General features: G+C 40.2%; 12 protein-coding genes. 2 read left to right on the top strand and 10 right to left on the bottom strand.

The genetic code is table 11. From position 1 onward, the window contains the following. Nucleotides 1–84 precede the first annotated feature (84 nt). Nucleotides 85–492 (bottom strand): hypothetical protein, encoded by a 408-nt coding sequence (locus NJ959_RS17335; RefSeq protein ID WP_254012994.1) that lies wholly within the window; start codon nucleotides 490–492, stop codon nucleotides 85–87. 81 nt (nucleotides 493–573) lie between these two features. On the opposite strand from NJ959_RS17335, the gene NJ959_RS17330 reads away from it, so the two are divergent. Then, nucleotides 574–1,233 carry a class I SAM-dependent methyltransferase gene (locus NJ959_RS17330; protein WP_254012993.1) on the top strand — a complete coding sequence of 220 codons (660 nt, stop codon included), beginning with the start codon at nucleotides 574–576 and terminating at the stop codon, nucleotides 1,231–1,233. A 188-nt stretch (nucleotides 1,234–1,421) separates the two neighbouring features. Here the strand turns inward: NJ959_RS17330 and NJ959_RS17325 are convergent, their stop codons facing one another. The 9 genes from NJ959_RS17325 to hpsE (NJ959_RS17285) all read right to left on the bottom strand — a co-directional run bounded on the left by NJ959_RS17325 (nucleotide 1,422) and on the right by hpsE (NJ959_RS17285) (nucleotide 11,158). Beyond that, a complete protein-coding gene (locus NJ959_RS17325) occupies nucleotides 1,422–2,663 on the bottom strand; it encodes a class I SAM-dependent methyltransferase (RefSeq protein WP_254012992.1) in 1,242 nt (413 codons plus the stop codon). 47 nt (nucleotides 2,664–2,710) lie between these two features. Beyond that, nucleotides 2,711–4,021, bottom strand: coding sequence for an NAD(P)H-dependent oxidoreductase (locus NJ959_RS17320; protein WP_254012991.1), 1,311 nt, complete (start codon nucleotides 4,019–4,021; stop codon nucleotides 2,711–2,713). Nucleotides 4,022–4,044: 23 nt separating this feature from the next. Further along, complete coding sequence (rfbC, locus tag NJ959_RS17315) at nucleotides 4,045–4,569, bottom strand: dTDP-4-dehydrorhamnose 3,5-epimerase (protein ID WP_254012990.1); 525 nt, start codon at nucleotides 4,567–4,569, stop codon at nucleotides 4,045–4,047. 3 nt (nucleotides 4,570–4,572) lie between these two features. After that, nucleotides 4,573–5,700: a CDP-glucose 4,6-dehydratase gene (rfbG, locus tag NJ959_RS17310; RefSeq protein ID WP_254012989.1), complete on the bottom strand. Its 1,128-nt coding sequence runs from the start codon at nucleotides 5,698–5,700 to the stop codon at nucleotides 4,573–4,575. 69 nt (nucleotides 5,701–5,769) lie between these two features. Continuing rightward, a complete protein-coding gene (rfbF, locus tag NJ959_RS17305; protein WP_254012988.1) occupies nucleotides 5,770–6,546 on the bottom strand; it encodes a glucose-1-phosphate cytidylyltransferase in 777 nt (258 codons plus the stop codon). A gap of 113 nt (nucleotides 6,547–6,659) precedes the next feature. After that, entirely contained in the window at nucleotides 6,660–7,820 is a 1,161-nt protein-coding gene (locus NJ959_RS17300; protein ID WP_254012987.1) for a glycosyltransferase, read from the bottom strand. Between the two features lie 65 nt (nucleotides 7,821–7,885). Beyond that, the gene (gene hpsE, locus NJ959_RS17295) at nucleotides 7,886–8,863 is read right to left on the bottom strand and encodes a hormogonium polysaccharide biosynthesis glycosyltransferase HpsE (protein ID WP_254012986.1); all 978 of its coding nucleotides are present in this window, start codon (nucleotides 8,861–8,863) and stop codon (nucleotides 7,886–7,888) included. Nucleotides 8,864–8,881: 18 nt separating this feature from the next. Beyond that, nucleotides 8,882–10,075 (bottom strand): glycosyltransferase family 2 protein, encoded by a 1,194-nt coding sequence (locus NJ959_RS17290; RefSeq protein WP_254012985.1) that lies wholly within the window; start codon nucleotides 10,073–10,075, stop codon nucleotides 8,882–8,884. Between the two features lie 84 nt (nucleotides 10,076–10,159). After that, complete coding sequence (gene hpsE, locus NJ959_RS17285; RefSeq protein WP_256529352.1) at nucleotides 10,160–11,158, bottom strand: hormogonium polysaccharide biosynthesis glycosyltransferase HpsE; 999 nt, start codon at nucleotides 11,156–11,158, stop codon at nucleotides 10,160–10,162. 210 nt (nucleotides 11,159–11,368) lie between these two features. Here hpsE (NJ959_RS17285) and NJ959_RS17280 point away from each other — a divergent pair. After that, on the top strand, nucleotides 11,369–12,299 hold a 931-nt coding region (locus tag NJ959_RS17280; protein ID WP_254012984.1), incomplete at its 3' end, for a glycosyltransferase family 2 protein.

The raw sequence follows: 12,299 nt of genomic DNA, 5'->3' as shown, positions 1-12,299 counted from the left end.
AGGGGGAGTTTAAACTCAAAACTCAAAACTCAAAACTCAAAACTCTCTTCCCCTACTCCCTACTCCAAAAAACCCACTCCCCCTTCAGTGCAGGAGATAGGTGCGCCAGTTGCTTTGGATATCGTTGCTGATGTATTGAGGTAGGGCAATACGCCAGGTTTTTCCTTCTTTTTGCCGCTGAAGGTAGATATTGAAGCTATTTTCGGTTTCAGTTAGGGGTTGTTTTGGTGATTTTATGGTTAAGTGGTAACTACCCTGAATCCGGTAGGTGGGTAAATCGCCAAGATATAGGGGTTGGAGTTGCTGAAGGGCTATTTGAGTAATGGCAAATTCTGGGGGTGGGGATTGCAATTGTTGCGCTAGCTGCTGTTGGGTTTGACTGACTTGCTCTGCGAGGGCTTTTTCGATTAGGTATTTGCTGGGGGCGACTCCTAGGGTGGGTTTGGCAGTACCGCAAGCGGTGAGGGCGATCGCGAAAATTACTGTTAACACTAAAGTTATTATAGCTCTTACAGATCGATACATGGTAGTCTCCAAAGATGTATTGATGATCTTTTATTTTTCCAATTACCGATGAAACACACTATTGGCTTAGATAATCCACTCTACAATTACTTATTATCCATTTCTTTGCGCGAACCAGCTATTCTCCAACAGTTGCGAGCAGAAACTGCTCGTCTTCCTGCTGCGATGATGCAGATTGCGCCTGAACAAGGTCAGTTTATGGCACTATTGATTCAGTTAATTGGGGCGAAGAAAACTTTAGAAATTGGGGTGTTTACGGGTTATAGTTCCCTGGCTGTGGCTTTGGCATTACCTGGGGATGGGAAAGTTATCGCTTGTGATGTGAGTGAGGAATATACGGCTGTTGCTCGTCGCTACTGGAATTTGGCTGGGGTTTCTGATAAGGTGGATTTGCGATTAGCACCTGCGCTGGAAACATTAGATAAGTTATTGGCAGAGGGAGAAGCAGAGACATTTGATTTTGCTTTCATTGATGCGGATAAAGAAAATTATCAAGGTTACTATGAAAGAGCGCTTCAGTTAATTCGTCCCGGCGGGTTAATTGCCATTGATAATGTCCTTTGGGGGGGAAGGGTTGCTGATTCTCAAATTCAAGATATTAGTACTAGAGCGATTCGGGCGTTTAATAATAAGTTACATCAAGATGAAAGGGTAACGCTGAGTTTGGTGCCGATTGCGGATGGATTGACGCTGGCACTGAAGCGGTGATTGGTTATTGGTTGTTTGTTATTAGTTGTTGGTTGTTAATACAGCAGATTGCAGGTTTATAAAGTACACCAGAGAAACCAGGTTTATTCGGCGAAACCGGGTTTATCTGTATTTGTCTGTACCTCACTTACCTGAAAAGTGCTGTAAATAAATAACCGAAAAATTGGCTCGTTGATCTCACATTTTTACTAAGGATAAACTTGTGCTTCTGGAATTGGTACTACAAACTTTCCTCCCCATTCACGAATTTTTGCCATCTGTTCCATCACTTCATCTTTCAGATTCCATGGCAGAATTAACAAGTAATCTGGCTTAGTTTCAAAGATTTTATCTGGGGATAAAATGGGGATATGGCTACCTGGTAGAAACAATCCCTGCTTGTGCGGACTGCGATCTACCACGTAATCGATAAAATCTGTACGAATACCGCAGTAATTGAGCAGAGTATTGCCTTTAGCTGCTGCACCGTAGGCGGCAATCGCTTTTCCTGCTGCTTTAGCTTCGATCAGAAAAATCAACAGTTTTCGCTTTGTTTCTTTAACTTTTTCGCCAAATTTCAGGTAAGTTTCTATATTGTCTAATCCGGCTAGAATTTCCTTTTGTTTTAACTGATTGATGCGATCGCTTACAATAGGATTTGTCACATTTTTATGCTTGCCATAAATGCGGATAGAACCTCCATGAGTCGGGATTTCCTCCACATCAAATAGGGTTAATCCGTGAGTAGCAAATATTTTTTCTACAGCCAAGAAAGAGAAATAAGAAAAATGTTCGTCGTAAATTGTATCAAATTGATTGTGTTTTATTAACTGCAATAAATGGGGAAATTCCATTGTCAAAATACCCGACGGTTTTAAGACAAACTTCATTCCTGCTACAAAATCATTTAAATCAGGTACATGAGCTAATACATTATTTCCCAGCACAAGATCGGCTTGTTTTCCTTGAGCAACTATTTCTTTTGCTGTTTCTACACCAAAAAATTTGACAATAACAGGAATTCCTTTTTCTTCCGCTACTTTGGCAACATTACCAGCCGGTTCTACTCCTAAAACAGGAATTTGTTTTTCCTGAAAATACTGGAGCAGATAACCATCATTACTGGCAATTTCCAAAATTTGACTATTTTGGTTAAGCTCCAATTTTTCGACGATCATATCACTGTAAGCTTTGACGTGTTTTAGCCAACTATCCGAATAAGAAGAAAAATAAGAATAGTTACCATCACTAAACAGATATTCTCGTGATTCGATGTCTTCTAGTTGTACCAAAAAACATTTTTCGCAAACATTAACACGAATGGGATAAAATTTTTCGGACTGATTAAGTTCGTCTTGACTTAAATAATCATTTGTTATAGGTAACATTCCTAAATCAGCAAAATTGTGTTGAATTAGGTTATTACAGAAACGGCAACAAGAGTTTTTCATGGTAGCTTCGCCCTTAATTTTCAGGAATATTTTTGCCAATATTTTAGTTATTTGACTAACACTTTTTCTCCGGAAGTAAAGTAGTTATTTTGTTCTGCCCGTAATCGATCGCAAAGTCTATCTGAAGGCAATTCTACATCATTGTAAGTTAATACTTGGTCTTGAGGAATATCTCGCTTGAGGCGACAACCCTCAATTAAACCTATTGGCAATAGATTTTCCCATGTTACAATATCATAATTTTCGCATTGACCGTAAGCCATATAACCGCCGATGCCGTCTAAAGTTTCTCCTGTTTTTAGATTAGTTTTAGCGGTAGCCACCACATCTACGATCGGACCACCCAAAGGGGCTAATATCACATCTTGAAACAATACCACTCTGGCTACTGATATGGGTATTTCAAAGTGACAGAGATGGTAAGGGGTGTAGAAGCTGTATAGAGGACCTTCACCTAATTTATAAAGATTCAAAAAATGACGATGTTTGGGGTCATCGTGGGTAGCAAATATAAAGACACCAGGTCTTGGTTTTGCGCCCACTACGTAGTCTACAATGCCACCCCATTCTTTTAGCTGGTCAATGTCATACATATTGGTCATTTCATCAATATGACCGGAGTATTCATAACCCAACATTCCGCGTTTTGCTACTCTCATGCCGGTGCCGTTGGCAACGATCGCTTGCTCAAAAGACATGTTAGTACCATCAGCAAAACTTGTCACCATCTGTGGTTTTTGATCCCACTGTTTGGCGAAATCTTCCTGGGTAGTAGGGTTACGATAAGGGTCTTGTAGTCCTTTGATATTTCCGCATAAAAGAGGGGTTAACCCGATACTTTTAACGTATCGATAAAGATTCATTTCTAACCCTGGTTGATCGCCATCACAGGCGGTGAGAATAACACCAGCGCGATCGGCATAAACTTTCAAAATCGGGCCGATCGTACTATCTAATTCCGCATTCATCAGGATGATATGTTTGCGATAAGATATCGCTTCCATCACTACTTTGGCAGCAAATTCGATCGTGCCAGTGACTTCAATTAAAACATCGATGCTTTCTACTTGGCACAACAACATGGCATCGTCGGTTATGGCATATTTTCCTTGAGCGATCGCCTCTTCTAAATTGGCAACGGTATGAACAACTTTAACCTCTTCAACTCCCGCCTCATGATAAGCTTGCTTTGCTGTATCCAAGTGTCGGTTAAAGATAACAACCAGCTTCATTCCCGGCGCTGAATTGATAATTTGGTTGGCAATTATTCGCCCCATAGTTCCAGCACCAATCATTGCTACTTTGATGGGGTTTCCTGCTTCTGCACGGGCTTGCAATGCTCGATCGACAATAATCATTTCTCTCCTCCTATAAGAACCGACTACAACAATGGCCAACTTGCATCTTTTGAGGAAATTTCACTCACCGATAGCGGCCAATTTATATTAATAACTGGATCGTCATAACGCAGACCTCGTCCGCATCCAGGGCTATAAAACTCACTTATTTGATAGATTACTTCAGATCCATCTGTCAAAACTTGGTAGCCATGGGCAAACATTTCCGGCAGGTACAAAGCACGGTGGTTTTCATCTGTTAATTCCACAGCAATATGAGATAAATAGGTAGGAGATTCAGGACGTATATCTACAATTACGTCATAAATAGCGCCTTTCGTACAGCGAATCAATTTTGTTTCTGTTGCCGGAGCAATTTGATAGTGTAAACCCCGCACTGTACCTTTTTTAGAGTTAAAAGATATGCTCGTTTGGGCAACCACTGATTTTAATCCTCGATCTTCAAATTCCTTTGCACAAAATGTTCGGGCAAAAAAGCCTCGTTGATCGGATATTTTTTCGATCTCGACTAAGAAAGCTCCTTTCAATTGAGTTTCTGTAAATTGCATAATTTAATTCGCTGATAAAGCAGGTGGTTGAGTTATTAAGGAGCGAGACAAAATTGTTTTTTGTTCTAAGCTTTGGTAGCGGTTAATTTGGTCTTCCACAAGCTCTCGAATATTCCGCTTATTTAGATAGCTTTGGTAAAAATCTACTATCCATTCGAGAGTTTGCTCCAACGATAATGCTGGTTTCCAGCCTAATCTATTTTTCGCTTTTGAGCAATCAAGTTTCAAATAATTCTCTTCGTGGGGGTGATGCCCTCCATCTAATTCCCAAGTTGCTCCATTTCCCCATAATTTTGTTAACTGCTCTACAATCCAAACTACAGGTTTGGCATCCTCTTCATTGGGGCCAAAGTTCCAAGCTTCAGCGTATTTTAGTCCATATTTCCACAAATACTCGGCGACACAAAGATAACCGCTTAAAGGTTGCAAGACGTGTTGCCAAGGACGAGTAGCATGGGGGTTGCGAATTAAGACCGATCGCCCCATCATAAACGATCGCATGATATCCGGTATTAACCGATCTACTGCCCAGTCACCGCCACCGATGACATTACCCGCTCTGGCACTTGCTAATGCTACCCTGTGGCGATTATAATCAGCCGCAGAGAAATAAGAATCTCGATAAGCAGAAATTACTATTTCGGCACAAGCTTTGCTGCTGGAATAGGGGTCTCTACCTCCCAATGTTTCACTTTCTCGATATCCCCAAACCCATTCTTTATTTTGATAACATTTGTCGCTGGTGATCGTTACAATTGTTCGGACGCTTGGTGTGTGGCGAACTGCTTCCAAAATGTTCACCGTTCCGATGATATTTGTTGTGTAAGTTTCAACCGGATGCCGATAGGAATAACGGACTAATGGTTGAGCTGCCATGTGAAAAACAATCTCTGGCTGATGTTGTGCCATCACCGCTTTGAGATTTTCCAAATCGCGAATATCTCCGACGAGAGAAACCATTCCCCTCTCAACATTTGCCAGTTCAAACAGACTGGGTTCTGTCGGTGCTGACAAGGCATATCCAATCGTTATTGCACCCAAACTTTGCAACCAGATGGATAGCCAACTTCCTTTAAATCCGGTATGCCCAGTAATCAAAACTTTTTTGCCATTCCAAAAGGTATAATCCATTTGCCTGTCTATAGTTAAAATTTACACCTGGCCAAATTTTGCTAATGCAATTGTTAATCAAGCTTCACTCTACTCCCAAACTTTCCAAGGAACATTGTCACTTTTCCAAATATCTTCCAGGTAGTTTTTATCTCGTAGAGAATCCATACTCTGCCAAAATCCTGTATGCTTATAAGCAACTAAATATCCCTTTTCGGCTAGTTGATCTAATGGCTCTTCCTCCCAAACAGTAGAGTCACCTGCGATATAATCAATTACATCAGGTTCAAGCACAAAGTAACCCCCATTAATCCAAGCACCATCACCTTCCGGTTTTTCCCTAAAGTGAGCGATTTTAGTTTTACTTTCATCAAAAGCGAGTGCGCCATATCTTCCTGGTGGTTGTACAGCAGTTAAAGTTGCCAATGCTTTTTGTTCGCGGTGAAACTTAATCAGCTCATTAATATTCAAATTAGTCACACCATCGCCGTAAGTCAAACAGAAAGTTTCGTTGCCAATATGCTCCCTCACTCGCTTCAATCGTCCGCCTGTCATTGTTTTTTCCCCCGTATCGACTAGGGTAACTCTCCAATCTTCTGCTGCTGCTTTATGAATATTCATTTGGTTATATCTCATGTCGAAAGTCACATCAGACATGTGTAAAAAATAGTTAGCAAAATACTCTTTGATTACATATCCTTTATAACCGCAGCAAATGATAAAATCATTAATGTCATAAGCTGAGTAGAGTTTCATAATGTGCCACAAAATCGGTCTGTTACCGATTTCTACCATCGGTTTTGGTTTAATCGTGGTTTCTTCACTGAGTCGGCTGCCATAGCCGCCAGCCAAAATTACTGCTTTCATGGAATTACCTCATATTTTACAAAATTACTCGTTGCAAAACCCGCGAGGGAATTAATTTATGCACCAACTTCAAGAGAATAAATTAGAGTTAATGTTTCTTTCATAGGTATATCCTAAAACTGTCCTTTTTGCAAGTCTTCTTCCACTCTCCTTAATACTTCATTTAACACCTCCCGATATTTGGCAATACTAAATGTTGTCAAAACTTTTTGGCGCGTCTCTTCCCAATCTACGGGATATCCTGTACCATTAACAATAGCAATAATTGCCTCAGCGATTGACTCAGGTGACGGTTGGCAAGTCCATAAATCTAATTCGGGATTAAAAAATTCTTCTAATGCTAATGACTTCATAGTTAGAGTCGGTATTCCCATTGAAAGAGCTTCAACAACTTTATTCCCAACAGCAGTCTGTGCCCTGGGATTGTCGCCGAACATCCCCAAGGCGATATCACAGTTTTCAACTAAATATTTCGGAAGAGAATCATCTGCAAATTTTAGATCGCTTCTGAGGGAAATTGTTTGTTCAATTCCCATTTCTGTGATTTTGTTTTGGTATTCTTGAAACCGCTGGGAATAGCCAGAGCCTGTGGCTCCAAACAAATCGCAGGTAAATGGTATATTTTTCTGCTTGAGAATCTGTATTGCTTTGAGGATATTATCGATTCCATGGATGGGTAAAAGCGAACCCCACCAGCAAATTTTGAGCATACTATCCTCCATGAATTTTCGCGAATGCCTTAGCTTCGGTTCGCTAAATATAGGTGCGATATATATTTTATTTTTGTCAATACTTAGATCAAATATCTTTTCCCAGTATTCAATTTCTATTTTAGAAATATGAATAATGTAATTAGAATTCAACAACGCTATTCTCTCATTATCAACATCTTGTGGTTTAGTTTCCTTTAACCTCTTCTCTCCTTCAAAATGAGTGTGCATGGCATCATAGATTTCCCAGATAATTTTATTGCCAAACCATTTCGATGCTAACATAGCTCTTTTAATTAAACGAGCATTCATTGGCATGATATAGATGGCATCAGCTAGAATCGCTTTACTAAAAAACTCAATTAGCTGAAATTTGGTGGCGACTTTGTTAAGTAGCTTAGTCAATGGAGTTTGCTTCACACCGCCTCTCAGGTAGAACTCTGGATAAACATGAGAAACATAATATCCCGAATCTAACAGCACCTTAATCAGATTTTCACAGCGATACATGCCGTGCATATCTCCATACAATAAAACCTTGAGATTTTTTTTGAAGATTGCCATAAATTAGACTGCCTTTCTCTAATCTTTTTGAGTTAATTCAACACGATATTTCCGTGATTTAACAGCTAGACTATTTCACCATTAACAACTCTTGTTTTAATGCTGTTGCTCAAGAAATAAAAAGGACTAACAAAGCTTGCCCAATAAAATTCCTTCTCGCAAGCCGCCACCAAATCAGTTTTAACTTGCCCCCGATACTTAAGTAGATGGCCTAGATATCTCTTTAAACCACCTAACATAATTTTGGCAAAAATAATCGGAATTTGTCCAGGATTGGCATTAATCATCCGCAAATGACAAATACACAAACCACACCCCCGACTTAAAGCCATCAAATAATCTCTTTCTAGTCGCTTGGCTGGTATTTGATGATAAGAGTGCATGACAGGGTTATACCAAATTTCCCAGCCAACTTTGTGCATATACATCAATAACTCAAAATCTTCTCCTCCTAACATAGAACCATTCACTCTTCCAGCTAAAGTTGGAGGGTTAGTAACACTATCCAACCAAGCTTTTCTCCGGACAACCCAAGCTGCAGATGGTGGAAGCAGGAGATTTTCTGGATCGTATAAATGAGCTTGATTTCCCCTTTCTCTAATAGCTAAAAATGATTGAATTCGTTTAAAGTTTTCTGGTGGAGGCACTTCAAACTCCCCGTGAATTTGCCCTCCCCATGCTCCTGCTTGAGGATGTTCTTTGGCAAAATTATAAGCAGCAGTTACCCAATCAGAATTAGGGATAATATCATCATCTAAGAAACCCACTAATTCACTATCGGCTTCCTGAATCGCTCTTACCCTAGCAAATGCTGCACCCTGTTGTGGTTCAAAAGTATATTTTAAGAGGATGGCATTTTTCCAATTGGCTTGATCATCTTGAATAATTTTTGCTGTATTATCCGTACTGTTATTATCCACAACTAGTATTTGCCAAGCCAGGTGTTCGGTATTAATCTGGCTTCGCAGTTTATCTAGAAGCTTGGGTAAGCGATTTGCCCCGTTATAGGTGGGAATGGCTACTGTAAAGTCAATTTTGCTCATCGTTGTTGATGTAAAACATTAGAAATTAGACTTTAAACTTCGTAAGGTAGAACCTAAAAAACGTCTTCCCCGAAATAGGCGATCCCGTAAGGCAACTAACGGACGCTTCTGATATGATTTAGGTGGAAGCTGAAATGAGTAACTGCGATTGCTACGCAAGTCTGAACTAATATTAGCTGAGGTAACTTCTTCAAACACCTGTGCTAATTCAATAGCTAAACTAGGAAAACCTAATTCCTCCGCCATTTTAATAATTAAATGACTGCTACTATTGACATAGTTTAGTCTTTGCTTGACATTAGCACAGTAAAGAACTCCCAAATCCCGCTTGATTGGCAAAAATTGACGAATCCACTCGCGAATCACTCGCTGACGATGGCGATTTAGCCAGATATAATGACCTTGCAGACAAGGATCATCTTCTGCCAAATTCCATTTTTCTCGGAAGTGATTTAGACTCTGTAAATTCCAATCTTCACTCCAACGCATAAAGAAATAAGGTAAATCTGATAAGGCAAATGGGGGTGGGGCAACATAACTCACAACTGCATTCGGTTTAAAGTAAATCTCTCCTCCCTTCTCTCGCACCGCTAAACATAAATCCCAGTGTTCGCCAGTACTCAAAAATTTCTCATCTAATCCCCCTATCTGTGCCAATATTTCGGTACGCGCCAATGTACAATGAAACTCTACTAATTCAACGGGTTCTCTTCGCAGTTCGGATTTTACTTCATCTACTGATTTTTTAGCCAAACGGTGTTGTTCAAAAAAGCGCCGTTTCCCATTTCTATCTCGAAAATGAGCTAATCCCCCTGCCATGTGGATGATTTTGTCTTCCAGTTTTCCTTCACAATAAAGGGGGGCGACTAACCAAGCACTTGTGTCTTCTGCACATTCTAAAAGGTGTTTCAGCCAACCTGGTGTAAATAATACGTCGTTATCAAAAAAGACCACATATTTAGTATCGACTTCAGGTAAAGCTAGGTTACGTGCCTGATTGGGAAAAAGGAAATGTTCGGTACGAATTAGGCGAAATTCCTTTTCTTTAGCTTTTTTTTCTAGATAGCGTTTTATTCCCTTCGGTGAATTACCATCTACATAAATTAACTTAAAGGGAATCTGTGTATTCTCATAAAGACTTTCTAGCGATTGCTCAGTGTAACTGAAACGTTCTCGTGGTACTATCACTAACGTAACTTGTGGTTCTGTCATTTACATACCTACCATATTTGGCGTATCTTTTTTTGAAAATAATCATGCTCATGCAGCTCTGATGATCCATCCAGTTAGACTTCTTTAGCTTTGGTCATCTGTAATACTTTTAGGGTTCAAGGAGTATGCTAATGCTATATCACTTCCTGGCTCGATCCACAAATAAAATGGACTCAGTAATGTTCCCCAATAATATTCCATTTCACAAGCCGCTCCAATATCCCTTGCCATTACCGATCTATATTTGATAAAATGAACGATAACTTTTCGCAAATCATTCACCAGATAAATCGGAATTATCCATCCCCGTAACCAAACCATTGTCCGTACCATCCGAATCGGATGTCGGCTCAACCCAATTCCTCTGGCTAAAGCTAATAAATAATCTCTCTGTAACCTTTCTTTAGGAATCTTATGGTTTACTTCCATCTCTGGGTTATACCAAATTTCCCAACCCGCAAGCTGTATATATGCCATCGCTTCGATATCTTCACCTCCTAACATTGAATGGGGGGTTCTCCCCTGAAGATACAGTCGGCTAGGGACACTTTCTAGCCAAGCTTGTCTGCGAACAACTAATCCTGCTGATGGTGGTAGGACTCGTTTACGCGGTTCATACTGATATGCTGTAGCACCCCGTTCAATAATCGCCAAAAATAGCTTAATTTTGTCAAAATTCTCTGGTGGCTCAACCTCAAACTCACCGTGAATCTGACTGCCATAAGCACCAACTGCTGGATGCTCTTGACCGAACTTATATGCAGAAGCTACCCAATTGTATTCAGGAATTGTATCATCGTCAAGGAAGCCCACCAACTCGCCACTGGCTTCTCGCACTCCTCTGGCTCTGGCAAATGCCGCACCTTGTTCTGCCTCAAAACAGTATAATAGTGGAGACTTGCAATGCCAATTTCCTTGATAGTCCCTCACTACTTGAGCGGTTCGATCCGTACTGTTATTATCAACAATTATAATTTCCCAGGAGAAATTTTCTGTATGAATCTGCGCCCCCAGTCGTTCTAGAAGCTCGGGTAGGCGATTGGCTCCATTGTATGTTGGTATTGCTACCGTAAAGTCAACCATGATTTAGATAGTTTAGCTTTCTAATCTAGCATTAACATAAGACATTTTAATTGTCAATTATTGTAAATAATTAACATAATCTTGATGTAAGAGTGGTAAACTATTTAGAATATTCACAGAAACTTTACACTAGTCTGAGTCAATTTGCCATATCTTATTAGTTAAGAGGCTGCAACTACTAGCAAACAAATTACGGAACTCCCGATCATCATGCCAAAATTTAGTATTGTCATCACGACTTACAACCGCTTACCCCTCTTGCAGCAAGCCGTTGAATCAGCGCTAGCCCAAACCTACCCCTGTGAGGTAGTTGTGGCAGATGATGGCTCTACAGATGGTACAGAAGCATATATTCGCAGTTTAGGCGATCGCGTGGTATATTATCGCAATTCAGTTAACAGCGGACATTGTGCCACGATGAATGCTGGAGTTGCTGTGGGGCAAGGCGATTGGATTAAGCCACTTGATGATGATGATTATCTCGCACCCAACTGTATTGAGGAGATGATCCAGGCGATCTCTCAGTATCCTCAAGCGGTTATTTCTTCCTGTCAAGCTATTCAGGTAGATGAAAATGGCACAGAAGTTTCTTCCACTCAAGCAGTTGGTAGAGTGCCAGTATTTTACGTTCCCCAAGAGGATATTCATTATGGGATGCTATTGGAACAACTTCCCTTTGGCACTCCCGTACAAGTTGCCTTTAAAAAAGAAGCTTTTCTCAAATCAGGTGGTTGGGATACAGAATTTGAGATTAATTATGACGATATAGATTCTTGGGTAAAAATTGCTCAGTATGGCGATGCTGTTTTTGTAAATCAGGCTCTTGCTTATCGTACCTTATGGCCAGAGGCAAGTCATCTCAAATTTTCGCTGCAACAGCGCCTAGCAAAGAATATCTCAATCAAAAATAGAATCTACCCATTAGTTCATGATAAATACAATAAAGTTCTGCCAGATCTTAAAGATATTCACGCATTTATAAGTTTGTATTGGAGTCTGATTGGTTTCAAGCAGCGTCAACCTGCGGCTGCTTTGCAAATGCTTTTTCCCGCCATTTTTTCTCTGTTAGCTTGGCAAATGTTAGCCCGAGTTATTGCCTCTCGCAAATTCAATATCAATGAAGAATCTCAATCTCTTGAAA

Origin of the sequence: Limnofasciculus baicalensis BBK-W-15 (genome assembly GCF_024178385.1) — a bacterium.
Taxonomy (GTDB): domain Bacteria; phylum Cyanobacteriota; class Cyanobacteriia; order Cyanobacteriales; family Coleofasciculaceae; genus Limnofasciculus; species Limnofasciculus baicalensis.
Note: the sequence above shows the minus strand (reverse complement) of the source record. Positions and strands in the feature narration are given on the sequence as shown.